Origin of the sequence: Mesorhizobium sp. BR1-1-3 (assembly GCF_020165455.1) — a bacterium.
Classification (GTDB): Bacteria; Pseudomonadota; Alphaproteobacteria; order Rhizobiales; family Rhizobiaceae; genus Mesorhizobium; species Mesorhizobium ciceri.
The window spans coordinates 180,765-207,131 of the sequence record NZ_JAIUIC010000010.1 but is presented as its reverse complement, the minus strand read 5'-3'; the positions used below and the strand labels follow the sequence as shown (position 1 = coordinate 207,131).

29 protein-coding genes and 1 tRNA gene are annotated in these 26,367 nt (G+C 62.7%); 14 read left to right on the top strand and 16 right to left on the bottom strand.

The genetic code is table 11. The features are described 5' to 3' along the window. Positions 1 to 130 precede the first annotated feature (130 nt). Entirely contained in the window at positions 131 to 1,189 is a 1,059-nt protein-coding gene (locus tag LB559_RS22360; protein WP_224674996.1) for a YeiH family protein, read from the top strand. Here the strand turns inward: LB559_RS22360 and LB559_RS22355 are convergent, their stop codons facing one another. From LB559_RS22355 to groES, 3 genes are all read right to left on the bottom strand, one after another. Then, the gene (locus LB559_RS22355; RefSeq protein WP_013530535.1) at positions 1,190 to 1,687 is read right to left on the bottom strand and encodes a GAF domain-containing protein; all 498 of its coding nucleotides are present in this window, start codon (positions 1,685 to 1,687) and stop codon (positions 1,190 to 1,192) included. Between the two features lie 250 nt (positions 1,688 to 1,937). Continuing rightward, complete coding sequence (gene groL, locus LB559_RS22350; protein ID WP_224674995.1) at positions 1,938 to 3,569, bottom strand: chaperonin GroEL; 1,632 nt, start codon at positions 3,567 to 3,569, stop codon at positions 1,938 to 1,940. Between the two features lie 33 nt (positions 3,570 to 3,602). Further along, the gene (gene groES / locus LB559_RS22345) at positions 3,603 to 3,965 is read right to left on the bottom strand and encodes a co-chaperone GroES (RefSeq protein ID WP_224674994.1); all 363 of its coding nucleotides are present in this window, start codon (positions 3,963 to 3,965) and stop codon (positions 3,603 to 3,605) included. Between the two features lie 251 nt (positions 3,966 to 4,216). On the opposite strand from groES, the gene LB559_RS22340 reads away from it, so the two are divergent. Continuing rightward, on the top strand, positions 4,217 to 4,465 hold the full coding sequence (locus LB559_RS22340; RefSeq protein WP_013530532.1) for a hypothetical protein: 249 nt from the start codon (positions 4,217 to 4,219) through the stop codon (positions 4,463 to 4,465). Beyond that, entirely contained in the window at positions 4,462 to 4,728 is a 267-nt protein-coding gene (locus LB559_RS22335) for a DUF1488 domain-containing protein (RefSeq protein ID WP_224674993.1), read from the top strand. The genes LB559_RS22340 and LB559_RS22335 overlap by 4 nt, the downstream gene beginning before the upstream one ends. Before the next feature lie 31 nt (positions 4,729 to 4,759). On the opposite strand, the gene LB559_RS22330 is transcribed toward LB559_RS22335, so the two are convergent. From LB559_RS22330 to LB559_RS22315, 4 genes are all read right to left on the bottom strand, one after another. Further along, on the bottom strand, positions 4,760 to 4,981 hold the full coding sequence (locus tag LB559_RS22330; RefSeq protein ID WP_027160877.1) for a DUF6500 family protein: 222 nt from the start codon (positions 4,979 to 4,981) through the stop codon (positions 4,760 to 4,762). A gap of 53 nt (positions 4,982 to 5,034) precedes the next feature. Continuing rightward, positions 5,035 to 5,226, bottom strand: a complete 192-nt coding sequence (locus LB559_RS22325) for a hypothetical protein (protein ID WP_027160878.1) — start codon at positions 5,224 to 5,226, stop codon at positions 5,035 to 5,037. 5 nt (positions 5,227 to 5,231) lie between these two features. Beyond that, positions 5,232 to 5,435: a hypothetical protein gene (locus LB559_RS22320; RefSeq protein ID WP_027160879.1), complete on the bottom strand. Its 204-nt coding sequence runs from the start codon at positions 5,433 to 5,435 to the stop codon at positions 5,232 to 5,234. A gap of 202 nt (positions 5,436 to 5,637) precedes the next feature. After that, positions 5,638 to 5,713: transfer RNA gene (locus LB559_RS22315), tRNA-Cys, on the bottom strand. 458 nt (positions 5,714 to 6,171) lie between these two features. On the opposite strand from LB559_RS22315, the gene LB559_RS22310 reads away from it, so the two are divergent. The 5 genes from LB559_RS22310 (at position 6,172) to LB559_RS22290 (ending at position 12,575) form a co-directional block, all read left to right on the top strand. Then, on the top strand, positions 6,172 to 7,215 hold the full coding sequence (locus LB559_RS22310) for a LacI family DNA-binding transcriptional regulator (RefSeq protein ID WP_224674992.1): 1,044 nt from the start codon (positions 6,172 to 6,174) through the stop codon (positions 7,213 to 7,215). A 63-nt stretch (positions 7,216 to 7,278) separates the two neighbouring features. Further along, positions 7,279 to 8,526 (top strand): ABC transporter substrate-binding protein, encoded by a 1,248-nt coding sequence (locus tag LB559_RS22305; protein ID WP_224674991.1) that lies wholly within the window; start codon positions 7,279 to 7,281, stop codon positions 8,524 to 8,526. Between the two features lie 274 nt (positions 8,527 to 8,800). After that, on the top strand, positions 8,801 to 9,724 hold the full coding sequence (locus tag LB559_RS22300) for a carbohydrate ABC transporter permease (protein ID WP_224674990.1): 924 nt from the start codon (positions 8,801 to 8,803) through the stop codon (positions 9,722 to 9,724). After that, the gene (locus LB559_RS22295; RefSeq protein WP_013530524.1) at positions 9,724 to 10,581 is read left to right on the top strand and encodes a carbohydrate ABC transporter permease; all 858 of its coding nucleotides are present in this window, start codon (positions 9,724 to 9,726) and stop codon (positions 10,579 to 10,581) included. The genes LB559_RS22300 and LB559_RS22295 overlap by 1 nt, the downstream gene beginning before the upstream one ends. A gap of 14 nt (positions 10,582 to 10,595) precedes the next feature. Further along, positions 10,596 to 12,575, top strand: coding sequence for a glycoside hydrolase family 127 protein (locus LB559_RS22290; RefSeq protein WP_013530523.1), 1,980 nt, complete (start codon positions 10,596 to 10,598; stop codon positions 12,573 to 12,575). Here the strand turns inward: LB559_RS22290 and LB559_RS22285 are convergent. The 3 genes from LB559_RS22285 to LB559_RS22275 form a co-directional block, all read right to left on the bottom strand. After that, a complete protein-coding gene (locus tag LB559_RS22285; RefSeq protein ID WP_224674989.1) occupies positions 12,562 to 13,713 on the bottom strand; it encodes an acyltransferase family protein in 1,152 nt (383 codons plus the stop codon). The genes LB559_RS22290 and LB559_RS22285 overlap by 14 nt on opposite strands. Before the next feature lie 196 nt (positions 13,714 to 13,909). Continuing rightward, positions 13,910 to 14,644: a gamma-glutamylcyclotransferase gene (locus LB559_RS22280; RefSeq protein ID WP_063172682.1), complete on the bottom strand. Its 735-nt coding sequence runs from the start codon at positions 14,642 to 14,644 to the stop codon at positions 13,910 to 13,912. 126 nt (positions 14,645 to 14,770) lie between these two features. Next, entirely contained in the window at positions 14,771 to 15,292 is a 522-nt protein-coding gene (locus tag LB559_RS22275) for an Hsp20/alpha crystallin family protein (RefSeq protein ID WP_013530520.1), read from the bottom strand. 476 nt (positions 15,293 to 15,768) lie between these two features. Here LB559_RS22275 and LB559_RS22270 point away from each other — a divergent pair, with 476 nt between their 5' ends. Further along, positions 15,769 to 16,461 carry a DUF2270 domain-containing protein gene (locus tag LB559_RS22270; protein WP_063168672.1) on the top strand — a complete coding sequence of 231 codons (693 nt, stop codon included), beginning with the start codon at positions 15,769 to 15,771 and terminating at the stop codon, positions 16,459 to 16,461. Positions 16,462 to 16,558: 97 nt separating this feature from the next. Here LB559_RS22270 and LB559_RS22265 read toward each other — a convergent pair whose 3' ends face one another. Further along, a complete protein-coding gene (locus LB559_RS22265) occupies positions 16,559 to 16,702 on the bottom strand; it encodes a hypothetical protein (protein WP_013530518.1) in 144 nt (47 codons plus the stop codon). A gap of 435 nt (positions 16,703 to 17,137) precedes the next feature. Between LB559_RS22265 and LB559_RS22260 the strand changes: the two genes are divergently transcribed. The 3 genes from LB559_RS22260 to LB559_RS22250 all read left to right on the top strand — a co-directional run bounded on the left by LB559_RS22260 (position 17,138) and on the right by LB559_RS22250 (position 19,400). Next, positions 17,138 to 17,581, top strand: a complete 444-nt coding sequence (locus LB559_RS22260; RefSeq protein ID WP_013530517.1) for an SRPBCC family protein — start codon at positions 17,138 to 17,140, stop codon at positions 17,579 to 17,581. Positions 17,582 to 17,734: 153 nt separating this feature from the next. After that, entirely contained in the window at positions 17,735 to 18,883 is a 1,149-nt protein-coding gene (locus tag LB559_RS22255) for an amidohydrolase (RefSeq protein ID WP_224674988.1), read from the top strand. A 43-nt stretch (positions 18,884 to 18,926) separates the two neighbouring features. Continuing rightward, the gene (locus LB559_RS22250) at positions 18,927 to 19,400 is read left to right on the top strand and encodes a VOC family protein (protein WP_027160885.1); all 474 of its coding nucleotides are present in this window, start codon (positions 18,927 to 18,929) and stop codon (positions 19,398 to 19,400) included. A 20-nt stretch (positions 19,401 to 19,420) separates the two neighbouring features. Here LB559_RS22250 and LB559_RS22245 read toward each other — a convergent pair whose 3' ends face one another. Both LB559_RS22245 and LB559_RS22240 read right to left on the bottom strand, forming a co-directional pair. After that, positions 19,421 to 20,422, bottom strand: a complete 1,002-nt coding sequence (locus LB559_RS22245) for an NADP-dependent oxidoreductase (protein ID WP_224674987.1) — start codon at positions 20,420 to 20,422, stop codon at positions 19,421 to 19,423. A 65-nt stretch (positions 20,423 to 20,487) separates the two neighbouring features. Further along, complete coding sequence (locus LB559_RS22240; RefSeq protein ID WP_127368836.1) at positions 20,488 to 21,303, bottom strand: oxidoreductase; 816 nt, start codon at positions 21,301 to 21,303, stop codon at positions 20,488 to 20,490. A 104-nt stretch (positions 21,304 to 21,407) separates the two neighbouring features. Between LB559_RS22240 and LB559_RS22235 the strand changes: the two genes are divergently transcribed. Continuing rightward, a complete protein-coding gene (locus LB559_RS22235; RefSeq protein WP_013530512.1) occupies positions 21,408 to 21,977 on the top strand; it encodes a TetR/AcrR family transcriptional regulator in 570 nt (189 codons plus the stop codon). Between the two features lie 99 nt (positions 21,978 to 22,076). Here LB559_RS22235 and LB559_RS22230 read toward each other — a convergent pair whose 3' ends face one another. The 3 genes from LB559_RS22230 to LB559_RS22220 all read right to left on the bottom strand — a co-directional run bounded on the left by LB559_RS22230 (position 22,077) and on the right by LB559_RS22220 (position 25,053). Further along, positions 22,077 to 23,030 carry a sigma-70 family RNA polymerase sigma factor gene (locus LB559_RS22230; RefSeq protein WP_411970101.1) on the bottom strand — a complete coding sequence of 318 codons (954 nt, stop codon included), beginning with the start codon at positions 23,028 to 23,030 and terminating at the stop codon, positions 22,077 to 22,079. After that, positions 23,027 to 23,785 carry an SDR family NAD(P)-dependent oxidoreductase gene (locus LB559_RS22225; RefSeq protein WP_224674986.1) on the bottom strand — a complete coding sequence of 253 codons (759 nt, stop codon included), beginning with the start codon at positions 23,783 to 23,785 and terminating at the stop codon, positions 23,027 to 23,029. Before LB559_RS22225 ends, LB559_RS22230 begins: the two co-directional genes overlap by 4 nt. Before the next feature lie 206 nt (positions 23,786 to 23,991). Then, the gene (locus LB559_RS22220) at positions 23,992 to 25,053 is read right to left on the bottom strand and encodes a hypothetical protein (protein ID WP_224674985.1); all 1,062 of its coding nucleotides are present in this window, start codon (positions 25,051 to 25,053) and stop codon (positions 23,992 to 23,994) included. A gap of 74 nt (positions 25,054 to 25,127) precedes the next feature. On the opposite strand from LB559_RS22220, the gene LB559_RS22215 reads away from it, so the two are divergent. Then, on the top strand, positions 25,128 to 26,330 hold the full coding sequence (locus LB559_RS22215; protein WP_224674984.1) for a cytochrome P450: 1,203 nt from the start codon (positions 25,128 to 25,130) through the stop codon (positions 26,328 to 26,330). The last annotated feature ends 37 nt before the right edge of the window (positions 26,331 to 26,367 follow it).

The window sequence follows — 26,367 nt, the reverse complement described above, 5'->3', positions numbered from 1 at the left end:
CAGAAAGCGACGTCTGCGCGGCAGCGTCCGTGGATCGTTCGTAAAAATCGATCATTCTAACGAAAATAATTCGTTGGAAAGATTGGTTTAGGAATGGCATTCTCCCGGCATACTCGCCTGGAGCATTGCATTGTCCTCCGTTTCCCACTTCGCGAACGATATTCCAAAAAGCGCGTTTCCTGCCGATGTCGCGCAAGGGCGAAAATCCCTTAGCTGGAATGGCATCGTCCCCGGCATCGTGCTGGTCACGATGATCACTGCCGTCGCCTTCTCGGCGCGCAATGTTTCCGGCTTCGCGCTGTTCAGTCCAATGATCCTCGCTGTCGTCGCCGGCATGATCTACTCCAACGTGCTCGGCACGCCCGTGCACGCCAAAGCCGGTATCGCATTCTCGCAAAAGCGCCTGTTGCGCTTCGCCATCGTGCTGCTCGGCTTCCAGCTGACGCTCGGCCAGGTGGTCTCGATCGGCGCTGGCGGCGTCGGCATTGTCGCGGCGACGCTTGGCGCCACCTTCGTTTTCACCATCACGCTTGGCCGGCTGATCGGCGTCGACGCCAAGCTGGCGCAGTTGATCGCCGCCGGCACCTCGATCTGCGGCGCTTCGGCCATCGTCGCCACCAACATCGTCACCGATGCGCGCGACGAGGACGTCACCTACGCCGTCGCCTCGATCACCTTGTTCGGCACCGTCGCCATGCTCGGCTTCCCGCTCATGGCGCCCATGCTCGGCCTCGACCAGCACGCTTTCGGCCTGTGGGCCGGCGCCTCGATCCACGAGGTGGCGCAAGTCATCGGCGCCGGCTTTCAGAACGGCACCCAGTCCGGCGAGATCGCCACCGTCGCCAAGCTGACCCGCGTCGCCATGCTGGCGCCGACGGTCGTCGCGCTCGGCCTGATGGCGCGCGGCAGGAGCAGCAGTGAGGTGGCGGCGCGGCCGCCCATGCCGTGGTTCGTCGCCGTCTTCGTCGCTGTCGTGGCGTTGAACAGCTTGGTCACGGTGCCCACCGAGGTGAAATCGGCAATGGCGCTCGCCACCACCATCATGCTGACCATGGGCCTGGCCGCCATGGGCCTGCAGGCCGACATCTCTCAGTTGCGCTCGCGCGGTCTGCGCCCGCTGGCGCTCGCCTTCTCGGCCTTCCTGTTCATCGGCTGCTTCAGCCTGATGCTGGTGAAGTTCGTAGGCTGATCAGTCCTCGAACGAACTCGCCGCGGCATAGATCGCCGCCAGCGTCTCGATGCCGGCCTGGTCGGCCTTGTCGAAGCGGCCGGGCAGCGGGCTGTCGAGATCGAGCACGCCGAAGACGCCTTCATCGTCCTCGAGCAGCACCACCAGTTCCGAGCGCGAATCGGCATCGCAGGCGATGTGGCCGGGAAAATCATGCACGTCCTTGATCAGCATCGAGGTACCGAGTTCGACCGCCGTTCCGCACACGCCCTTGCCGACGGCGATGCGCACACAGGCCGGCTTGCCCTGGAACGGCCCGAGCACCATTTCCTCGTCCGACTGCAGGAAATAGAAACCGGCCCAGTTGAGGTCCGGCACCATCTGGAAGATGAGTGCTGCGGTGTTGGCAGCGTTGGCGATCGAATCGCGCTCACCCTCGAGCAGCGCCTTCAATTGGGTGGCGAGGTCGCGGTAGAACGTGGGCTTGTCTGAGGTGTCGATGGCCTTGGCCGCAAACATGAACGTGTCTCCGTGTCGGGAATGGCGGTTCGTCCGATCGCTTGCCAAAGTCCGGCGAGCTCCGCAACCAGACGGCCGCCTGGACAGTCTAGCGTGGATTGCGTCCCCTTCGAAAGCCGCAAGATCATGATTGCCTCCCGGGACTGAGCCGGGCGACTGCGTAAACTTTGCGATGATCATCTTGAGAATCGTGGGGGCCCCGATCGGGGCCGCCATTCACATCTCCAACAGATCGGACAAATCCTGGGTTTTAGTAGCCGCCCATGCCGCCACCGCCGCCACCCGCAGGTGCTGCATCCTTGGCCGGAATGTCGGTGATCATCGCTTCGGCGGTGATCAGAAGGGCTGCGATCGAGCCGGCATCCTGGAGTGCGGTGCGCACCACTTTCGCCGGATCGACGATGCCTGCCTTGATCATGTCGACATAGACCTCGTTCTGGGCGTCAAAACCCTGATTGTGGTCCTTGCTGTCGGTGAGCTTGCCGACGACGATTGAGCCTTCGACGCCGGAATTCTCGGCGATCTGGCGGATCGGCGCTTCGAGCGCCCGCAGCACGATCGTGATGCCGGCCGTGACATCGGCATTGGCGCCGGTCAGGCCGCCAAGCGCCGAGCGGGCACGCAGCAGAGCGACGCCGCCGCCGGGCACGATGCCTTCCTCGACCGCCGCGCGGGTGGCGTTCAGCGCATCGTCGATGCGGTCCTTCTTTTCCTTGACTTCCGACTCGGTGACGCCGCCGACGCGGATGACGGCTACGCCGCCGGCGAGCTTGGCCAGCCGCTCCTGCAGCTTTTCCTTGTCGTAGTCTGACGTCGTCTCCTCGATCTGGCCCTTGATCTGGGCGACGCGCGCCTGGATGGTCGCCTTGGTGCCGGCACCGTCGATGATCGTGGTGGTGTCCTTCTCGATCAGCACGCGCTTGGCGCGGCCGAGCATCTCGATGGTGACGTTTTCAAGCTTGATGCCGAGATCTTCCGAGATCATCTGGCCTGATGTCAGCACGGCGATGTCTTCCAGCATCGCCTTGCGGCGATCGCCGAAGCCAGGCGCCTTGACGGCCGCGACCTTGAGGCCGCCGCGCAGCTTGTTGACGACCAGCGTCGCCAGAGCCTCGCCCTCGACGTCCTCGGAGATGATCAGCAGCGGCCTGCCGCTCTGCACCACCGCTTCGAGGATCGGCAGCATCGCCTGCAGATTGCCGAGCTTCTTCTCGTGGATGAGGATGTAGGGTTCTTCCAGCTCGACGCGCATCTTGTCGGCATTGGTGACGAAATAGGGCGAGAGATAGCCGCGGTCGAACTGCATGCCTTCGACGACGTCGAGTTCGGTCTCTGCGGTCTTGGCTTCCTCGACGGTGATGACGCCGTCATTGCCGACCTTGTCCATAGCCTTGGCGATCATCTCGCCGACGCTGGCATCGCCATTGGCGGCGATGGTGCCGACCTGCGCGATCTCGGCCGACGACTTGACCTTCTTGGCGCGCGCCTGGATTTCCTTGACCACGGCGGAAACCGCCTGGTCGATGCCGCGCTTCAAATCCATGGGATTCATGCCGGCGGCGACCAGCTTGGCGCCTTCGCGCAGGATCGAGGCGGCCAGCACCGTGGCGGTGGTGGTGCCGTCACCGGCGAGGTCGTTGGTCTTCGAGGCCACTTCGCGCACCATCTGGGCGCCCATGTTCTCGAACTTGTCGGCAAGCTCGATTTCCTTGGCGACGGTGACGCCGTCCTTGGTGATGCGCGGCGCGCCGTAGGCCTTGTCGATGATGACGTGGCGGCCTTTGGGGCCGAGCGTGACCTTCACAGCATTGGTGAGGATCTCGACGCCGCGCAGCATGCGGTCGCGCGCGTCGGTGGAGAATTTGATTTCCTTGGCAGACATGATTTTTATCCAGTACGTTCGGAGAAAATAAGGTCAGGCAGCTTTCTTGGCGGCCACGGTCTTGTCGGTTGCAGCGGTCTCGCCCTTGTCGATGATGCCAGTCTCGTCCTTGTCGATGACGCCCATAATGTCGGCTTCCTTCATGATCAGAAGGTCCTCGCCGTCGATCTTGACCTCGGTGCCCGACCATTTGCCGAACAGGATGAAGTCGCCGGCCTTGACGTCGAGCGGAACAAGCACGCCGTTTTCGTCGCGTGCGCCAGGTCCGACGGCGATGACTTCGCCCTCCTGCGGCTTTTCCTTGGCAGTGTCGGGGATGATGATCCCGCCCTTGGATTTGATATCGCCTTCGGCGCGACGAATGACGACGCGGTCGTGGAGTGGCCGAAATTTCATGGGAACTTTCTTTCTGGGGGCCGGCACAGGCGGCCACGCCCCTCCTCTATAGACGCGTTGGCACTCGATAGATAGGAGTGCCAAAAATTATTCGCGGGCCACATTAAATATTCAAAAGTATTATTTCGGCTGGCCGTTTCGTGATATCCGCAGAATATCAAATAATTCAAAAGATTGAATTTTGCCGATCGAGTGCCTATTTATCGGACAAGTTCACTTTCACGGTTTCAGGCACAAGGGAGATTTCTTCGATGGCCGAAGGCAATCAGACGATCATGGAAAAAGCTGAAGCCCGCTTTGTCGACAAGCAGAAGAAGACAGCGGAGAAAAACAAGGCGACCGCCGAATATATGTCCGAGGCAAGAGCCAGGGAGATCAAGACGGCAAGGCTGAGGGAGCTTCGGCTGGCCAAGGAAGAGGCCGATCGTGTCGCCGAGGCCCTCAACCCGACGCCGAAGAAGAAGCGGGTGACCAAGAAAGTCACGGAGGCCAAGACATGAGCCTCACCTTCCCCAACCGCAGCCGCAGCTATGACGAAGCGGGCCAGCGCATCCGTTTCGTCGGCCATGACGGCATGTTCCAGATCTCGTTCTCCGTCGCCGCCGACGCCATGGCCAAGATGCGGCCGGGAACCGCGGCCGATGAAGCCGGTTATCTCCAGACATTCGACACCGAGAGCAGCGCCATCCGCGAAGTGGCGTCGAAGGCCTACGACCGCAGCCACAAGAGCATGTATGTGCTGACGGCGTCCGATTTCGGCTGATCAGTCCATTGCATGTCGCTCAAAACGACGATTAAAGATCCATCCCCTCGACCATCGCGCGTATCTTCGCAGCCTTTTCGAAATGGTCGAGGCGGTGGGTTCTGATCCACCATTCGGCGGCTTCCATCAGGAGTTCGGGGTTGTCGTTTCTGTTGGCGAAAAACGCATAGAACGACACGCCGACGCCGGCCCCCTTCTCGGAGATCTTGCGGTCGCAAATCTCCAGTATCTTCTGCTTCAGGCTGGCTCTCACGGGAATCCCTTGATTTGCGGTGCGGCAGGCTTCCGCCGGCGGGCCGCTACGGATCAGGCCTTGCGCTCGGCCCGTTCGCGGCGTTTGACATCGCGGACATTCATCTGCACGACCATGTCCTCGGCCTCGCGCGGCCCCATCCCGACCATCACCTTTTGCCGGACCACCGCAGGCTGGCCGGTGAAGACATCGATGATGCTCCAGCTCTGAGGAAGCTCCATACGCAGCGTGTAGCGGTTGGCCATGCCGGTCAGCCTTGCATCGTGAAAAACACGGCGCCCAGGATCAGCACCGTCCAGGCGACGACCGACAGTTTCAGCACCATGCCGCCATGCACGGCCAGAAGCTTCCGCAGGTGCGACACACCTGCCGACGAGGCCGGTGCCGCCGCCAGGGCGGCAGGAGCCTTGAGGCCAAGTTTTCCAAAGACGGGCAGCAGCGACGGTTCACGCACGAAAGGCCTCGAATGTCAGGAAAAAGCGAAGCAAGAACGCTCGGCTCCCTTCCATACCACTCTTTTCGCGCGTGCCGGCATGCCAAATGCAAGACAGGACTGCTTTAACGTCCGGTCCGCACCGCCTTCGTAACGCACAAATCTATTCGTGGGGACTGACTGCCCTTGGGGCAGATTGGGATTGCTGTTCGACGCGAAATTTTGGAGGCCTCGCCTCGGAATCGAACCGAGGCTTCAGAGATTTGCCGTCTCCAGCGTAGCCGCTCCGCCACGAGGCCATGGCTGTTGAAGTAGCGGCCAAATATTTACGGAAAGGTTAATCCCGAGGGACTGTTCAGAATTTTCGGCACGATCTTCAGACCGTCCGCCAGCACATATTGCGGCCAGATTTGCTGCCCGGCAGCGCCAACCCTTTGCCGGACCTCGCATCCCGCGCACGCTGCGATCCTTCACGCCTCAAGCGGCAGCCCGCCCCGTCTCGACCGAGGGCCTCCAGCACTGCGACTGGCGCTCTTCCCCTGAGCTAAGTGCTGCCGGCGCTGCTTTAACCCGCGTTTGCATTCGAAGGAAGAGAGCAGAGGCCCAACCAGCTTTTCCCTTGAACGGCGATCCAATCTGGTCTAGCCTCAGCTGAGAAAAGGTTTTCTCAAACAATTTCAGTCGGGCTCGGCCACCTGCCGGGCCTCTTTCAGATCGGTAAGAGAAAACCTTTTTCCAACTAAGGACTCTCGGCGCGATGCCATCGGACGATCTGCCTGTTCCGGCCTTTTCCAAGCCAGTCACCTTGCGTGACGTGGCCGCGCAGGCCGGAGTCAGCGTCGCTACCGCATCCAAGGCGCTCAACAGCCAGGGCCGGATGACAGCCGAGACGCGCGAACGCATTCGCGAGACCGCCCGGCGGCTTGGCTTCCGGCCCAACAGCCTGGCGCAAAGCCTGCTCCGACGCCGCAGCTTCACCGTCGGCCTGCTCACCAACGATACCTATGGCCGCTTCTCGCTGCCGCTGATGTCGGGCATTTCGGACGCGCTGGTCGACAATGGCGTCTCGGTGTTCCTGTGCAATGTCGAGGAGGATCCGCGGCTGGGCCAGATGCATGTCGACGCCATGCTCGACAAGCGCGTTGACGGCATCATCGCCACTGGCAAGCGCATCGATCGCCATCTGCCCGTCGACCTCTCCAATCTGCGCGTCCCGGTGATCTATGCCTTCACGCAGCCTGACCCCGACGCCGTCGCCTTCGTCTCGGACGATGTTGGCGGCGCCCGGCTGGCCGTCGAGCATTTTTGCCGGCTTGGCCGCAAGCGCATCGCCCACGTCACCGGGCCGGCGAGCTTTGCCGTGGTACACGCGCGCGTTCAGGCTTACCGCGACGTGCTCGCCGAAAACGGCCTGACGGTCAGCGAGCCGCTGCTCGGCTCCTGGTCGGAAGCCTGGGGTCACCAGGCGGTTGCGCAACTGTTCGACGGCAAAAGCGAAAGGCCCGACGCGGTCTTCTGCGGCAACGACCAGATCGCGCGCGGCGTCATCGATGCTCTGCGCGAACGCGGCCTCGACGTACCCAGGGATGTCGGCGTCATCGGTTTCGACAATTGGGAGATCGTGGCCGAGGCGACGCGCCCGCCGCTGACCTCTGTCGACATGAACCTGGTCGCGCTCGGGCGTGAGGCCGGGTTGACCCTGCTTTCGCTGGTCGGCGGCAAGCCCGCCGCGCCCGGCATTCGAAAACTGCCGTGCCGGCTGGTGGTGCGGCAGTCATGCGGCCATCCGCCGGGTGGCTGAAAACGAAGCGCCGCGCAATCGGCGCCAAGCCGCGGACCGCGGCCAACCTTGGAGGAGGAGAACATGAGGAACCTGATTGCCAAACTGGCCCTGGCCGCTGCCGTTCTGGGCGGCGGTCTCGGCACTGCCGCCGCCGAGACGGCCAACATATGGGTGCGCGCCGACGGTTCGAATTTCATGCCGAGGATCGTCGATGCCTACAACAAGGCGCACACCAACCAGGTCAAGCTCGATATCATCCCCAATGCCGAGATCATCCCCAAATACGGTGCCGCGGCCGCCGGCGGCACAGCGCCCGACGCGCTGTCGCTCGACCTGATCTACACGCCCTCCTTCGCCGCAGCCGGCCAATTGGAGGACATCACCGACTGGGCAAAGTCCCTGCCCTATTTTGCCAGCCTGTCGCCGGCGCATGTGAAGACCGGCACCTACAAGGACCACATTTACGGCCTGCCCTTCTCCGCCGACGCCTCGGTGCTGATCTGGAACAAGAAGCTGTTCAAGCAGGCCGGCCTCGATCCCGAAAAAGGCCCGGCCAACTGGGCCGAGATCGCGGCCGATGCCGAGAAGGTCAACGCGCTCGGCGGCAACATCAAGGGCTTCTACTTCTCCGGCAATTGCGGCGGCTGCAACATCTTCACCTTCACGCCCCTGATCTGGGCGTCTGGTGGCGACATCCTGAGCGAAGACGGCTCGAAGGCGACGCTGGACAGCCCGCAGCTGCGCGGCGCCATCGATCTCTACCGCTCGATGGTCAAGAAGGATCTGGTACCGGCAGGCGCACAGACCGACACCGGCGCCAATTTCTTTGCCGCCTTCGCCGCCGGCAATATCGGCATCTCGCCGTCCGGCGCCTTTGCCATCGGCGCGCTCAACACCCAGTATCCCGACATCGATTACGGCGTCACCTTCCTGCCGGGCAAGGACAGCGGCTGGTCGTCCTTTGCGGGCGGCGACAATTTCGTCGTCACCAAGGGCACCACGAAACTGCCCGTGGTGAAGGAGTTCCTCGACTTCGCCTATTCGCTCGAGGGCCAGACCATCCTTGCCAAATACGGAAGCCTGCCGGTGCGCGGCGACATCGCCAAGGACGCGTTGAAGGATCTCGATCCGCGCTACCAGATCGCCGCCGAAGCCATGGCCATGGGCAAGACGCCCTATTCGGTGGTGTTCAACGACCTGATCAACTCCGCCAACGGCCCGTGGACGCAGATGATCAACGAGGTCTTCTTCGGCGACGATGTCGATGGCGCGATAGCCAATGCGCAGGAAACGATGCAGTCGATCATCGACCAGGCGCCGCAGAAGTAGCGGACGCCTGCCGGCCGCCCGCCTGTCTCCCTGGGCGGGTGGCCGGATACCGCATCGCCAACGGCAGGGCTATCGCGTTGAGAAAAGACCCCCTCATCCGGCCGCTTCGCGGCCACCTTCTCCCCGCCGGGGAGAAGAGGCTGGCACCATCCCCGGCAACCTCCTCTCCCCTCGGGGAGAGGTCGGATTGCCCCGAATTGCTCTCTTCAATTGGTTTGGCAATCCGGGTGAGGGGGTTCTTTGCCAATGTCCCAATAGCATCGAGCGCGCAGCCATGACCGTCATCACCGCAGCAACCCCTGCCCCGCCCCGCGCCCGCAAGGTCGCCAGCCGCCACCAATGGATCGGCCTGCTCTATGTCGCGCCGGCTGTCGCGCTGGTCGTCGTCTTTTTCCTGATCCCGCTCGGCATGACGGCGTGGATGTCGCTGCACAACTGGCCCCTGATGGGCGAGCACAGCTTTATCGGCCTCGGCAACTATGTCGCCATCCTGCGCGACACCCGGTTCTGGAACGCGCTGCGCTTCACCGCCTACTACACCGTGATCGTCACCATCGCGATCTTCGTGGTGGCGTTTCCGCTGGCGCTGTTCGTCGAGCGGCCGCGGCCGGTGACCAATCTTTACCGGACGATGTTCTTCATGCCGGCGGTTGTCGGCTTTGCCTCGGCCAGCCTGCTCTGGTCATGGCTGTTGAACGTCGATTCCGGCCTGTTCAGCCCGGCCGCCTACGACCTTGGCCTGATCGACAGGAAGTTCAACCTTTTGGCCACCTTCCAGCCGGCCTTCTGGTCGATCATCGCCATGGTCGTCTGGAAGGTCGCCGGCTTCACCATGATCATTCTGATGGCCGGCCTGCAATCGATCCCGCAGGATCTGCAGGAGGCGGCCGTCATCGACGGCGCCGGTCCGTTCGCCAGGTTCAGGGCGATCACTTTGCCGCTGATGCGCCGCACGCTGGCGCTGGCCCTGATCCTGTCGGTCGCCGGCTCGATCCTCGCCTTCGACCAGTTCTACATCATCCTGCGCGGCGGCCCACGCAACCAGACGCTGACGGCGGTCTACTGGATCTTCAACCAGTCCTTCGTGTCGTTCAAGCTCGGCTACGGCGCGGCTTTGTCGATGGTGCTGCTGGTGATCCTGGTGGCGCTCAGCCTCGTCCAGCTGTGGCTGCTGCGCAAGCCGGAGGGGCTCGACTGATGGCGCAGGCCGCTTCCCGCAACCGCCGGCTCTTGAGCCGCATCGGCGAGCATTCGACCGGCATCGTCGCCTCGGTGCTGTTTGCCGCGCCGATCGTGTGGGCGGTGCTGTCGGCGTTCAAGCCGGCGGCCGAAGCGCGCCTGCCGCCGCTGCCGCCCTGGCCGACATCAGGCTTCTCGCTGGAGAACTACGCCACGCTCAACAGCTTCGGCGACGGGCTGTGGGTCTCGGCGCAAAACAGCATCTACGTCTCGGTGATGACCGTCGTGCTGTCGGTCGCCGTCAGCGTGCTGGCCGGCTACGGCTTTTCGCGGTTCCGGTTTCCGTTCAAGGACCTGTTCTTCATCCTCATCCTGTCGACGATCATGATCCCGTTCCAGTCGATCCTGACGCCGATCTTCCTGGTGCTGACCAAGCTTGGCCTGCACAACACGCTGACCGGCCTGGTCGGCGTTTATGTGACGCTGCAACTGCCGTTCTCGATCTTCATGATGCGCAACGCCTTCGACGCGGTGCCGCGCGAGATCGAGGAAGCCGCCCGCATGGACGGTGCCGGCAATCTCACCATGCTTTGGAAGGTGATGCTGCCGCTGGTCTGGCCGGGCGTCGTCACCATCGCCCTGTTTGCCTTCCTCGGCGCCTGGAACGAATTCCTCGCCGCCCTCGTGCTGATGACCGATCAATCCAAATTCACGCTGCCCGTGATGATGACCGCACTGCAGTCGGGCCGCTTCGGCGCCATCGACTGGGGCGCGGTGCAGGCGGGCGTCACCGTGATGATGGTGCCGTGCCTCATCCTGTTCCTGGCGCTGCAGCGCTTCTACATCCGCGGCCTGATGGCCGGGGCCGTCAAATAGAATGGAGTAAATTCATGACCGCATCGCCATCCGCAAAAACCGGGAAACCGAAGCTCGCCTTCCGCCCGCTGCCGGTGCCGCAGGTCGACGTGCACGGCTTCTGGGGCGATCGCGCCGACGCTGTCGCCGCCCGCACCGCCGATATCCTTTACGAGCGCTGCGTGGAGGCCCGCATGCTGGAGCAGATCGATCCGGACCGTCCCTCGCCCGGCATAGTCATCCCCTTCCACTCGCCCTCTCCCGACGAAGCCGACCGCCAGGGCGCGGAATTCACCGGATCGACGGTGACCACGCAGATGTTCTGGGATTCCGATCTCGGCAAGACGATCGAGACCGCGGCCTATTCGCTGTACCGGCGCAAAAATCCCGAACTGGAGAAGAAGATCGACGCCGTCATCGACATGTATGGCAGGCTGCAGCAGGAGGACGGCTATCTCTCCAGCTGGTACCAACGCATCCAGCCCGGCAAGCGCTGGACCAATCTGCGCGACTGCCACGAGCTCTATTGCGCCGGCCATCTGATCGAGGGCGCGGTCGCCTACTACCAGGCGACGGGAAAACGCAAGCTGCTCGATATCATGTGCCGCTATGCCGACCACATCGCGTCGGTACTCGGCCCGGAGCCCGGCAAGAAGAAGGGCTATTGCGGCCACGAGGAGATCGAGCTGGCGCTGGTCAAGCTGGCACGGGTGACCGGCGAGCGGAAATATATGGAGTTGGCCAGATACTTCATCGACCAGCGCGGTCAGCAGCCGCATTATTTCGACGAGGAGGCCCGCGCCCGCGGCGCCGACCCGAAGGCCTATCATTTCAAGACCTATGAATACAGCCAGTCGCATATCCCGGTGCGAGAACAGAACAAGGTCGTCGGCCATGCTGTCAGGGCGATGTACCTCTATTCCGGCATGGCCGATATCGCGACCGAATATGGCGATGATACGCTGCGAGCAGCACTCGACCTTCTGTGGGACGATCTCACCACCAAGAGTCTCTACATCACTGGCGGACTGGGGCCGTCGGCGCACAATGAGGGCTTCACCAGCGACTACGACCTGCCCAACGAAAGCGCCTATGCCGAGACCTGTGCGGCGGTCGGCCTGGTGTTCTGGGCCAGCCGCATGCTCGGCATGGGCCCGAACGCGCGCTACGCCGACATGATGGAACGCGCCCTCTACAACGGTTCGATCTCGGGCCTGTCGCTCGACGGCTCGCTGTTTTTCTACGAGAATCCATTGGAAAGCCGGGGCAAGCACAACAGGTGGAAGTGGCACCGCTGCCCGTGCTGCCCGCCCAATATCGGGCGCATGGTCGCCTCGATCGGCAGCTATTTCTACAGCCTGGCCGACGATGCGCTGGCCGTCCACCTCTATGGCGACTCGACCGCGCGCTTCGATATATCGGGCGTCCCGGTGAGCCTGACGCAGGTCAGCAGCTATCCCTGGGACGGCGCCGTCGACATCATGCTCGAACCGCGGGCGCCGGTCGAGTTCACTTTGCACCTGCGCATTCCCGCCTGGAGCGCCAGTGCCGGGTTGAAGATAAACGGCGAAGCCATCAGGCTGGCGGATATCACCAGCGACGGCTACGCCGCGATCAAGCGGACATGGAAAAAGGGCGACAATGTCCGGCTCGATCTCGAAATGCCGATCGAGCGGCTTTATGCCAACCCGCAGGTGCGCCAGGATGCTGGCCGCGTCGCGCTGTCACGCGGCCCGCTGATCTATTGCGTCGAGGCATCAGACAATGACAGCCAGCCGCATCGCCTGACGCTGCCGCGGACGGCCACCATCGAAGCGCAGCACCGGCCGGAACTTCTCGGCGGCGTGGTGACGCTGTCGACCGCGGCACTTGCCGATGTCTCCGACGGCTGGCAGGACGGGCTCTACAGGCCCGAGCCGCCGGCCACCGCCGAGACGCGCCTGACCGCCATTCCCTATTTCGCCTGGGACAACCGCGAGCCCGGCGAGATGCTGGTATGGCTCAGGGACGGCTGAACGAGGTCGGTGTATCGGCGATGACCGATCCAAGCTCAGCCGCGGTCGATGCCGCGGTTTCGGGCTTTTGGTCCATATAGCGCAGACGCAGGCGCAGGAATGGCGCCTCGACGCAGGTATAGCTGAGATAGCCGATCGGGATCGTCGCCACGAAGCACAATGCGGACCAGAGGCATGCGACGTAGAAATTGCTGATGCTCATGACATTCGTGTCTATGAACGCTGCCAATTGCATGACGAAGAACAGGTGCAGAAGATAGATCGAATAGCTGTAGGCCCCAGCCTTCTCCAGTACCCTGAACGGCGGGCTTGTTCGCTTTCTCGAAAAGCTCGTGTCGTAGTAGGCGATGCCGAATGAATAGGCTGCCGCCTCCAGGGTCGGCAGGATGATCCATATCCAATGAGGCGACGGATAGCGGCCCAGTTGGTAAAATCCGCCGGCTGCATCGAACCACCAGAAGAACCCCGAAAAAGCCATGAGAACGGCCAGCGCCAGCCAGTGTTGGTTCTTCGCGTGGGCACGCAGGTGAAAGGCAAGAATGCCGGCCAGGAACTGATCCGCATGGCCTATGATGGTTGCGGACGCCGCCGACTGCACTTCGCCGATCTGCACATACAGGACGGACCTCAGCACAATGGCTGCCGCGATGAACAGCAAGGGCGCGAACACAAACCGCCTGGATACCATCAGCAAGAACGGCAGCAACAGGTAGAAGTGCGCTTCGATCGTTATCGACCAGCCGCCATTCGGGAGGGTGGGAAAAAGAAGCCCCAATCCGACGCCCGTGAAATACCCGTCGAGGGACTGGCCGGCCACGTACCTGCGGCAGGCCTCGATGCATAGCACGACCAGGAGAAGCGGAAGCAGCCTGAGGGCCCTGTTGGCAAAGAAGGGCAGATAGTTGATCTGCTTTCCATCGAGCAGCTTGGCGAACAGGTAGCCGGAAAGCGCCATGAACAGGGAAACGCCAGTATGCCCTTCATCCAGAACGCTGAAGATAGGAAGAGCCGGCACGAAATCATAAGGCACGGGGCCTTCAGGAGAAGCATGAAGGAAATGCCAGGTAAAGACAAGAAAGGCCGCCAGGCCACGAACATGATCCAGCGCTGGGTAGTGCTCTCCGGTCGAGGATTTCATGATTGGCCCACGCGCACCGTGTCCTGCACCGGTGTTCAGGTCATCGTTGGCCCAGAACTGTTTTCAATTCATTAAACCTTCACTGCGGAGACTTCCGAAATCAGAGATTTGCTTCGCAAGGTGCTGTGGCCTGCAAGCATCCGGAGCCAAACACGACTGAAGCGTGCCGCGTCTGAGCGGATCACTTCTGGGCGGATCACTTCTGGGCGACGGTCAGCCCGATCTCTTCCGCCACCAGTTCCTGCAGCCGCCACAGATTGCGGTCGCGGATGCCGCAGGCTTCGAGGTGGCGGATCGTCTCGAATAGATATTGCGCGCCCGAGCCCCAATGACCGACGGCTGTCACCAGCGTCGCCGCGATCGCCTGCTTGTCGAGCTTGCCGGCATAACGCGGATTGGCGGGATCGACGACGAAGCCAAGCGCGCGACATGGGCCGCCTTCGGTCCTGACCTGCAGCCATCGCGGCACGTTGACGGCGGGCAGGATGGTCATTTCGCGGCGCAGCAGCGCTTCGAGGTTGGCCGCCACCGGTTCCGCGATCTCGAACACCACGCCCTGGCACTGGCCGCCGCGATCGAGCGCCATCATCAAGCCGGGCTGCTCGACCGTGCCGCGAAAACGCTGCACCGTGAAGCAGAACGAACGATGCCAGCCGCTGGCCACCGCGCGTTCTCCGCCCCTCACCTCGCCGGCGGGCTTCCACAGCAGCGAGCCATAGGCAAATAGTTTCAGCGGCCCGGCCGGAGCGCCGGCCAGCACCTCGTCGCGGATGCGCGCATAGTCGGCATCGGTCATGTGAACCATGCCCGGCGTCGGCCCGGCATCCTCGACAGCACGCATAGTGCGCGCGACCAACGCCTCGGTCAGCGCCATCGGCGTGTTGCGCGGCACGGACTTGCGCGGCGATATGGCAGAAATCGGCTGGTTCATTTCATACCCTCTACCGTCGCCGTCATGTTGCCGAAGGCAGAGGGATTCTCAAGGGTCCATGTGACCGGCGCAAAATTCAACGGGCGATGCCGGGCGGGTGACCCTCCCGCCCGGCATCCAATCATTCTAGTGCTTGGTGCTCTTGCCGCCGATGGGGATGCGCCTCATCTTGTTCTGTGCCTTCTCGGATTTCGGCAAGGTGACGAACAGCACGCCGTTGCGGAAATCGGCAGCGACCTTGTCTTCTTCGACTTCGAAGCCGATCGGAATGCGACGTTCGAAGCGGCCGTAGAATCGCTCGGAGAACTGACGTTCCTTGTCGTCGGTTTCGGCGTGTTTTTCACCGCGCAACGTCAGGACGCCGTCATCGAGCAACACCTCGATGTCCTTTTCCTCCATGCCGGGTATCTCGGCGGTCACGCGGATTTCCTTGTCCGTTTCCGAGATTTCCACGCTAGGCCAGCCACCGCCCGCCGAAGAGAGCCTGCCCAAGGATGGAAGACGTGAACCGAAACCGCGGAACATGTCGTCAACAAGGCGGTTCATCTCGCGATGCAGGCTCATGAATGGGTCCTGATCGCGGTCGCCTGAGAGGGTCTGAACCTGGTTCGGATCGCGACCCCATGGCATCAGATCACGAATGGTCATTGCATTTGCTCCTTTCTTGATCCTGTCTATCGTTCGTTTGCATGCTCTGGTTGCCATGCTCGGACGATGCGCGTCTGCGCCATTGGCGCTCCGGTCCAGTTGGAAACGCCTGGATCAGTGGCGGGGGCTCGCGCACCTGAGCCTGCCCGAAGGCCACCGCCCCTGACCCGCGCGGCGCCCGTGAAGCCGGCGACTCGTCGGCACTGGTGCGGAGGATTTTGGACTCCGTCGCGGGTGGGTCAAGACCTCGTAATGTAATGTGATTGGTGCATGCAGGTGCCTGCGTCACCGGTGCTGTCCACATCAGTCGTGCCCTTCGATCGGCACTTCGCGAAACAGTGGTCAACCGCCAGCTTGGTGTCTGCTGGACCGGAGCCGCCTCGACCTCAACGCGCGGCTGGTCGGCTGGATCGGCGGTCTCGAGGACAGGGAACAATGCCGCTGGCAGGCCGTTCTGTTCCTTGCCGGAGGATGCCATGAACGACGCGTCGGCAAAGCCCGCTGGCCCCGTCCTTTCATCGGCGGAGCGCGTCAACACGCTGTCGCATTTTCACCGCGCCGAGATCGCTCGCATGGCGGGATGGCGCGACCGGCTGGACAGGACAACCAACTGGGCAATCACGGTGGTGGCGGCGCTGCTTTCGGTATCGCTGTCGACGGCCAGTGCGCATCACGGCGTTCTGCTGTTCGCCATGTTGCTGATCCTGCTGCTGCTATGGATCGAGGCCCGCCGATATCGGTTCTTCGATTTCTATAGGGCGCGCGTACGCCAGTTCGAGCGCCACTATTTCGCGCAGATCTTTTCCCCACAGCCCGACTTTGCCTCGGACTGGCTGCTCATCGTCGGGGAAGGCCTACGCGCGCCGAAGTTCCTGCTGTCGCAGCGCGTCGCGCTAGCCCGTCGGCTGCGGCGAAATTACATCTACCTGTTCCTGATCCTCTTGCTGGCCTGGGTGCTCAAGATATCCACGCCCAGCCTTCAAACCGTGGGCGTCAGGACCGGCTTTGCCGGTTCGCTTCGCGAAGCCGTAGACAGCGCCGCCCTTGGCCCCGTTCCCGGTGTGGCGATCGTGGTTGTCGTGGCCGCATTCTATGTCGGGTTGCTTGCCATCGTCTTTTTCACGGCCGATAACGACGGCGAACTGTCCTTTGGCGACGTGCATGTTTGACGTTGATACCCGGCAACACGCCGCTGCAACGCAAACGGCGGCCCGCGCGCTGAGATGGTCGGTCCGCCGAGACGTTTGAGGGAACGGAACTTCGCGCCTAGATGCCGAAGAACTGCTTGCCAACCATGTAACCCAGTGCCGCCACGACCAGCGGAAACAGCGCCGGCGCGGCTTTGCCCAGAAGGGAGACCTGCGGGTCCTTCGCCGGCGTATGACGTGCATTGCCGAGATTCTTGGTCATTGCTTGCCTCAGGTTCGAAAGACTCATTAGCAAATGCTGATTAACAGCATGGCCGCATTAACGGCTTGATAGGAAATCAACTCTGATCAGATGCAAATTCTAATGATCGGCACATGGACGGCAAAGACGCGCTGCCCTATTTGGCGGCGTTCGAAGCATTGACGGGGACGCGCGGCCGTTCGCGGCAATCGACAAAAACACGCCCGAACAACAAGATGGCTCAGGAGCTCGATTTAGCAGGTGAGCGCCAGCTCCGAAGCCGGTGCAGTTCATCCGCCGCCTCGCCCGAGCTTCGTGTTGATAGCTCGGGGTCGAACGCATGTCCGCGGCGTAGGCAGGCCGCCTCCCGTCAAAAAATTCGCAAACCAATGTCGGACTGGCTAGGCTTCGTCCGTCCTTGGGGTATCGAACAGGCATTCATGAAAGGATCCAGCAATGCCCGGCACCGTACGTTTGCACCGCGTTCTGACGACCAGCCCGGAAAAGGTCTATCGCGCCTTCGTTGAAGCGGACGCGCTGGCCAAGTGGCTTCCGCCAAACGGCTTCACCTGCACGGTCCATAATTTCGAGGCAAAGGTCGGAGGCACGTTCAAGATGTCGTTCCGCAATTTCACCACCGGCGACAGCCACGCCTTCGGCGGCGAATACCTTGAACTCGTTCCGGGCGAGCGCCTGCTCTACACCGACAGGTTCGACGATCCCAACCTGCCCGGCGAGATACGGGTGACCGTGGTCTTGAAAAAAGTGTCGGTCGGCACTGAAATCGACATCACCCAGGCCGGCATTCCGGACGTCATTCCGGTCGAGGCCTGCTATCTCGGCTGGCAGGAATCGCTCAGAAATCTGGCAAAGCTCGTCGAGCCCGAGATCAATCAGTAGGCTGCGGATGGCCGGGAGAACGGCCGTTTCTGGCCTGCCGAAGCCTGAAACTTGGACTGTGGCGGGAACTGCCCTTTGTCGCTAGCAATTCATCATTGCGGCACCCCTGTGCCTGGACGTGTCGATGAAGAATGCAGCGGAGGTTGAAAAAGCATGACTCTGACCAACCGAGACATCGTCGAGTTGACGGCGTGGCGGCGCCAGCTGCACCAGGCCCCGGAAATCTCGAATGAAGAGGAGAAGACGGCAAAGGAGGTCGTCGCCTTCCTCGCCGATACGGGGCCGGACAAGGTGCTGACACAGCTCGGCGGGCACGGCGTCGCGGTCACATATGACAGCGGCAAAGCAGGGCCGACGGTGCTGTTCCGTTCGGAACTCGATGCCTTGCCTATCGAAGAACTTTCAGGCGTGCCGCATGCGTCGCGCGTGCCGGGCAAGTCGCATATGTGCGGCCATGACGGACACACCGCCATCCTGGCATCCCTCGGCCGGCAGTTGGGGCGCGAGCGGCCTGCAAGTGGCCGCGTCGTGCTGATGTTCCAGCCGGCGGAGGAAACCGGCAATGGCGCAGCCGGCGTCGTTGCCGATCCCCGCTTCGGCGAGATCGCGCCGGATTTCGCTTTCTCGCTGCACAACCTGCCTGGCGTGCCGTTCGGCGAGGTGCGGCTCAAGCCCGGCGTGGTCAACTGTGCGTCACGCGGCATGCGCATCGTGCTGGAGGGCAAGACCGCCCATTCATCCATGCCGGAGACCGGCACCTCGCCGATGCTGGCGATCAGTGAGCTGATGCCGGCGCTGCCGGCGCTCGGGCGCGGAACCTTCGCCGACGACGACTTCTCCATGCTGACCGTCACCCATGCCGCGATGGGCGAGGCCGTGTTCGGCATCGCGCCGGCTCATGCGCAGGTCTGGGCAACGCTGCGCACCCGGCGTGACGAGCGCATGGCGAACCTTTGTGCTGCTGCCGAAGCACTGGTCGCCAGGATCGCCGGCGAGCATCGCCTTACCGCCCGCTGGGACTATCACGAGATCTTCGTCGCCAGCGTCAACGCGCCGGACGCGGTGGAGCATCTGCGGCGCGCGCTCGATGAAGAGGGCGTATCGCACGGCGAAGAGGCCCTGCCGATGCGCGCCTCGGAAGATTTCGGCCTGTTCGGCCATAGTGCCAAGTCGGCGATGTTCTTCCTCGGTGCGGGCGAGCGGCACCCCGCCTTGCACAATCCCGACTATGACTTTCCCGACGACCTGATCCCGATCGGGTCGAGGATCTTCATGCGCACGGCACGCAATCTCCTGGGCTGACCTCCGCCAACTCCAACGCCGAAAGGAACATGCAATGCCAAAGATACCGAAGAACACGATTTGCCTTTGGTTCGACAAGGACGCCGAGGCTGCGGCGCGCTTCTACGCAGAGACCTTTCCCGACACCAGCGTGGGCGCCGTTCACCGTGCGCCGAGCGATTTTCCGTCCGGCAAGAAAGGCGACGTGTTGACGGTCGAATTTACCGTCGCCGGCATTCCCTGCATCGGATTGAACGGCGGCTCCACATTCAAGCAGAACGAGGCCTTCTCGTTCCAGATCGCCACCGACGATCAGCAGGAAACCGACCGCTACTGGAATGCCATCGTCGGCAATGGCGGCCAGGAGAGCGTGTGCGGCTGGTGCAAGGACAAATGGGGCGTGTCCTGGCAAATCACGCCGCGCACGCTGACCGAGGCCATGGCGGCCGGCGGCGAGGAAGCCAAACGCGCCTTTGATGCGATGATGGAGATGACAAAGATCGACGTCGCGGCGATCGACGCAGCCCGGCGCGGCTGACCTCGATCGGGGCTGAGTTGCTATCTGACCTTGATGACGACCTTGCCCTTGGCGCGTCCTGTTTCGACATAGGCCAGCGCCTCATTGGTCGCCTCGAAGGGAAATATCCGGTCGACGACCGGGCGGATCGCGCCGGATTCGATGAGCGATGCGATCTTGCTCAGCTGCTCGCCCTGCGCCCACATGAAAAGGAACGAGAACGTCACGCCACGGCGCCTGGCTTTCGCTCGAATACCGCGGCTCAGCAGGCGAAGCACCAGCCTCAGCACCACGTTCAGTCCCTTTTCCCTGGCAAATTCCGGATCCGGTGGGCCGGAGATGGAGATGAGCTTGCCACCCGGTTTCAGCACATTCAGTGATTTTTCAAGTGTCTTGGCGTCCTGGCTGTTCAAGACGACGTCGTAGCCCGAAAGGACTTTCTCGAAATCGTCTTTCCTGTAGTCGACGACGATATCGGCGCCGAGCCCCTTGACCAGACCGGCACTCGCCGCGCTGGCGGTGGTCGCAATGGTCGCGCCGAGATGCTTTGCCAGTTGGATGGCGAATGTCCCCACGCCGCCGGAACCGGCTTGAATGAAGACCTTCTGTCCCTTCTTCAGCTTGGCCCTTTCGACGAGCGCCTGCCAGGCGGTCAGGCCGACCAGCGGGATCGAGGCCGCCTCCTCCATGCTGAGGTTCCCGGGTTTCAGGGCCACGTCGGCTTCATCCATGGCTATGAACTCGGCGAACGTCCCGATCCGGCCATCGCGCGGCCGCGCATAGACGTCGTCGCCGAGTTTGAATTTGCGGACTTTCGATCCCACGCGCACAACCCTCCCGGCCACGTCGTGACCCAGGATGAAGGGCCGGCGATAGGGCAGGATCAGCTTGAACTCTCCGGTTTTGACCTTGGAATCGAGCAGGTTCACCGCCGCCGCGTGGACCTCGACCAGGACATCGCTGTCCCCGAGTTTCGGCTCCGGCATTTCGGCTAGCCGCAGAGTGCCGTTCTTGCTGTACTTGTCGACGACGAATGCCTTCATGGCAGTGACTTTCTGAGAGTGATTTTGGTGTGTCGCATGTGCGTGAAATCCTCTGCTCGCTGCGTTCAAACGGGCAGGCGGAATTGTTTCCGCAGGCTCTTGTCGAATATCCCCGCGGGAGCAAAGCGACGCAGCAGGCTGACCTGGCGCGCAGCCTTGCCGGCGGTGTAGCGCCGTTGCGGACGGGCATCGGTCGCTGCCTTGACGACCACTTGCGCCACCACTTCCGGCCGGTCGGCGACAGGCATCACGTCGCGAAGCAGCGCTTCCAGCGTAGCTCGGGCTTGATCGTATTCCTGCAACGGCGAATCCGGCTGGATCCCGTTCTGGTCGAAGACAGTACGAACGAATGCCGGCTCGATGACCGAAACGCGGATATTGAAGGCGCGAACCTCGTGGTCGAGCGATTCCGAATAGCCCTCGAGCGCGTGCTTGACCGCCGAATAATGCGCTGAATACGGCGCCGGCACCAGTCCCAGCACAGAGCCGATATTGATGATGTGCCCCTCGCCACGCTGCCGCATCGACGGCAGCACCGCATTGGTCATGCGGATGACGCCGAACAGATTGACGTCGAACAGAGCCTGCACCTGGGCAATTGAGAATTCCTCGGCGCCTCCAAGCTGGCCGACCCCAGCATTATTGACCAAGAGGTCGATCCGGCCGGTCTGCGAGAGCACCGTCGAAACGAGTGCGGCAACGGCCTCACTGTCGGTCACGTCGCAGATCAGCATGGTCACCCCGTCCGGATCGTTGCCGGCCTTGCGCCGGCTGGTTCCGAAGACGGTGAACCCGGCCCGCGCAAGGGCTTCGGCACTGGCGCGGCCGATGCCCGAAGAGGCTCCGGTCACAACAGCGGTTTTTCCGGCATTCGTTTTCATTTCGTGCTCCAAACTCATGGGGGGCTAGCTTTTTTTCATCCGTTAAATTACAGTCGTAATATCAGATTATGACCATAATGCAATAGCAGAAAGGAATAGCAGCCATGCGCTACGAAAAGGGCAGGAAGGACGCCTCGCGCGGCCGGATCCTGGAGGTCGCCGCGGAACGCTTTCGGAAAAACGGCATAGCGGCGTCCGGACTGGCAACCATCATGGGCGACGCCGGGCTGACGAACGGGGCTTTCTATCCCCACTTTCAATCAAAGGCGGCGCTTGTCCGTGAAACGGTCGCTGCAGCTCTCGAGGATCAGTCCGACGAGATACGGCAAGCATTGGCCTCCGGCGGCTTGGCAATGGCCATAGACACATATCTGTCGGCGGCGCATCGGGATAACCCCGGGAAGGGCTGCGCCTCTGCCGCCTTGCTGGCGGAAATCGCCCGTGAGCCACCCGAAACGCGTCAGCTTTATACCGAGCGTTTGCTGACCCAGGTGCACCAGGTGTCGGTAGAGCTGCCGCCGCAAACTCCTGATCCGGAGGGCGTTGCGTTCGCTATCTTTGCGACCCTCATTGGCACGCTTCAGCTGGCCCGTGCCGTGGAGGGAACGGAATTGTCGGATCGTATCCTTGCGGCAGGGAAAGCTGCGGCGCGCGCGCTGATCGAGCAGAGTTAAGGGCGTACCACGCGTGGGCACGTCAAAGTCATTCTCATGCGGTATGACGCCCAGCCCCGCATCGGCCCCTTGGCAGGAACAGCACCGCCCGTATGATGGTCAGATGCGCGCCCGCTCTTCAGTGCCCGGTGCGCGACCGAAGGACCTGGCGTCCTTGGCCAGCACCAGCTCGGCATCGTCGGTAACATAGCTGACATAGCGATAGTCGCGGATGAAGCTGATCTGACCTTCCCGCCACTCCAGCCACATGAAATGATGCGGTTTCTGGTCGGCATGGCTTTCGAACACAGCGATCACCTCGCGGCCGTCGAGCCAGGCCGGCGTCAGCCACACGCGGTCGCTTTTGGCGTAGATCGTGAAGAACATGCCGACCTCCGCCGCACCCGAGCGCGGCGCATGCAGGGACTGATGAAGCCTGACGTCGTCGGCAAGCAGGGCGCGCAAGCCGTCCCAATCCCGCTGGTTGAACAGGGTCGCATAACGGACCACGGCGGCCGACGCGATACGCGCATCGGGAGCCGAACTGGCCTGCGCACTGACTTCCCTAAGCCGGGCGCGGCCGCGCGCCAAGTGCCCTTTCACCGCATCGACGGTGATGCCGAGCAAAGCAGCGATCTCGGCCAGCGGCTCGTCGAGCACATCTCTGAGGATGACGACGCTGCGCTGGAGCAGCGGAAGCTCCGCGAAGCGCGACACTGCGGTCTGTATAGCTTGCCTGCGCATCAGCATCTCCACCGGGTCGGCTTTGGTGTCGTCGGCAATTTCAAGCGCCGCCTCGATAGGCTCAGCCGCGCGGATCGCGCGGCTGCGCAGCAGGTCCAGCGCACGGTTGTGGGCGACGCGGAACAGCCAGGGCCTGAGCTGCGGCACCTCGCCCAGCTCATTCAGCGCAACGAAGGCTCGCGCAAACGTGTCCTGCACGACATCCTCCCCGTCGATGACCGAGCCCATCAGGCGCGCGCAATAGCGGTGCAGCTCTGGCCGCATCGCGGCGGCAAGGGCAAGCAGCCCTTCCCGTCGGTCGCGGTCCACGGCAGGATCTCGTTCGCTCAAGCCGCAGCCCCCTCCATCACGGTTACGCCCGCGTCGCCATTGAGGCCGAAGACGATGCCCTCCGCATATTGCGGGTCTTCCAGCACGGAAACCACCCTGTCGCCGAAGGTCCGGGGCGGCATCGGCGCACCGAAGCGGGTGACGAATTGTTCGGGCGTGATGCCCATGGATCCGGAATAGGCGCCGGCCGCCGCATCGCCTGTTCCGGTGCCGAGGATCATCAGCCGCGGCACGATCACCTGAAAGCGGATGCCGAGCTTCTTCTCCAGCGAAACGCCATTGGCGTACTTCGCCATGAACCACAGCATGCGCTTGGCGCCGCCATAGCCCCCCGACATCTGCGACCCGGTGACGGCGGCACCGCTCGATCCCACCAGAACACGGCTGCCCGGCTTGAGCGGCAGGTTGAGCGCCGCCTGCAGCCAGTATAGCCCGGCCTTGACGTCGGTTTCCCAGGCGATTGAAAAATCTTCCCAGCTCAGTTGGTCCAACCGGCCCATCCGGGGCGTGGCACCAGCATTCAGGACCACGACGTCAGGACGAATCTCGCTAAGAATGCGATAGGCCGCGCCCTCCTCCGCAACGTCGGCGCGGATAGTGGCGACCCCAAGCCGCGCACCGACCGCATCCAGCGCCTCGACGCCACGGGCAACGACGGTCACGCTGGCCCCCTGTTCGACCAGCGCCTCGACCAATCCGAGGCCAAGCCCACGGCTGCCACCGGTGACCACGATTTCTTTGTTCCTGAGGCTCATCGACCCTGCTCCTTAGCTTCACTGTAGCTAAGACGTTTGAGGGTCGGAAAAAGAGCCAAGGTTTGGCGAGGCGCGCTGTCGCGGCGACGATCCGCGACATGCCGGCAATGTTGGCGATAGGGCGGAAGAAGCATGATGCCGCCGCGTGGGCAGTGGAGCGATTAGGGGCTGCATTGCATTAAATGTGAAGCCCAATTGCGCTCATGTCACCCCCAGCCAAACAGCCGCGCCAGCCGCTTCTTGAGCGGTCGCAGGGACAGGCGCCGACGCCGGGAGAATCCCGCAATCCTCTGCCGCACCGCATGCATGGCATCGGCGTGGATGGCATCGACGCTCATGGTACCGTTGCCGAGTAAAAGGTTGGGGCCCGAGACCGGGCGCATGATGCCACGCAGAGCCCGCTCGTGCATCTCGGCGTAGCGGCTGTAATCCACCCCCGCGTCCCAGCCAGGCGGCCGCGTCAGAACGGACGGGTTATTATTGATTTCGAAGGTCTGGACCTGGCCGTCGACGATGCCGTAATCGATGCGCCCATAGTCGATGCCGGCCAGGGCGAAGACACGCCCGATCTGCTCGGCATGCGGATTGTCGTCCACGTAAGCGCGGCTTTCGGCCCTATCGGCTTCGGTGAAGCGGGTGCTCGGAAACTTGATGTACCAGTTCTCATTGATGAAGCAGTGCTGCGGATAGACGGTTGGGCCGACCTTGTAAGCCGAGTATTTGCGGAACCGCCCATCGGCCGAGGGAGCCGCGCCGTATTCGACGATCATCAGGTCCGGGTCTTGACGGACATGACCCGGCAGACGGGCAATCGCTGCTTCCAGCGCATCCGCGGCGTCGATCAGCCCGGTCAGCGGCGGCTCATGCTGGCTTTCCCAGCGCACGAAAACTGGAAAGCGGCGTACGGACTTGCGCTCACCCAGCCGATGCACATCGAAATGGTTGAGGCCCGCGGCCTTCAGGCGTTTCAGCAAGTCAAAGCGACTTGGCACGATTGCTGGATCGTTGAGCAGCAACAGGCCTGGATTGAGCGAGGCGATGCGCTCATGAAGAGAGACCGCCGCCTGCAATTGCGCCGGCGCCAGCCGTTCAAAATCCGTAAAGACGAAGGTGCCCGGAGAGAGGGGCCCGAGCCTCGCGGCCAGCTCGTAGGGAATGATCCGAACAAGATCACCAAGCCCATGCTGGTAATAGCCAAGCAGTACGCCCATCGTGTAAGCGTGTTGGCGTGTGCAGAAATAGTAGATCGGCCCCTGATTGTTGGTCATGGCCGGGCGTCGATATCCTGGCATGCATGACACACGACTGTCTTAGCCGACAAGATTGGACTTCCCCCAACGCAATGCATACCGAATTCCCCTCCAATGCTCTGTTCAAATCCGGCCGGCATCCCTGGCAAGTGATTCGCGCCGGTGCTTTCGAAGGTGCCACGGACACCTATGCTATCCACGATGAAATGCGACGGCACGCTCCGGTCTGGCAGGCGCCGTGGGGCGATGTCTATCTCACCGGCTACGATCTCGTTTCGAGCAGCCTCGCAAATCGCAAGCTTTCGCACGTGCCGCCGGCCGATGTAATGGCGGATTCGGATTCCGCGATCCGCGACTGGCTGATCTATCAGGAGGGCAGCGCTCACGCCGCCCTGCGCCAGGCCCTGCAGCAGCCCTTTGTCGGCAAGGGCATGCCGGCTTTGCGTCTCATTGTAGCTGAAACGATCGAAGACCTCATGGGCGATTCCGGCTTGTCCGGGACGACCGAAGTCGTGGCCGCCTTCACGCGCGCCGTGCCCGAACGTGTCATCTGCCGCCTGCTTGGCGTACCGGACCAGGACATGCCGATGGTCCGGGCATGGTCGGGTTCGATCCGCGCCCTTCTCGATACTGGTTTCGATGATGCGTTCGGCGGCGCCAACTCCGCCGACGAGATGTCCTGCTACTTCGTCGAGCATCTGCGCCATCTGCTTGCCGCTGGGCGAATGCCGCCGCTGCTGACCGGGCTGGCCGGCCTCGTCGATGCGTTGGGGCTGACGGCTGCCGGTCGCAACATCGCCTTCCTGGCCTTCGCCGGCCACGAGACCACGGTGCACCTCATCGGCAACATGCTGTTCCATCTTGCTCACCAGCCCGCCCAGTGGGCGGCCCTGCGGGCCGACCGCCGGCTTGCTGCCAGTGCCGTTGCCGAAACTCTGCGGCTGGAAAGCCCGGTGCAGAAGATCTGCCGCTGGCCGCTCGAGCCTGTAATCATCGGCGGCCAGGAAATCGAAAAGAACCGGCTGATGGTGCTGCTTGTCGGCGCTGCCAACCGCGACCCGGCCCAGTTTGCCGACGCATCGCGTTTCGACCTCGGCCGGGCCGGCAGGCAGAGCCTGGCCTTCGGCCGGGGCGCGCATGTCTGCATCGGCAGGGCGCTGGCCGAAATGGAAGGTGTCGCGGTGCTGGAAGCCGCACTCACCCACTGGAGAACCATCGAGCCTGTTGCTGCACGTTGGATGGACAATTCCTCGATCCGCGGCCTGGATGCGCTGGCGTTGCGGCTGACAGCCTGACCGGATGGTCGCTTGTCCGGTTTTCATGCCTTTGCGC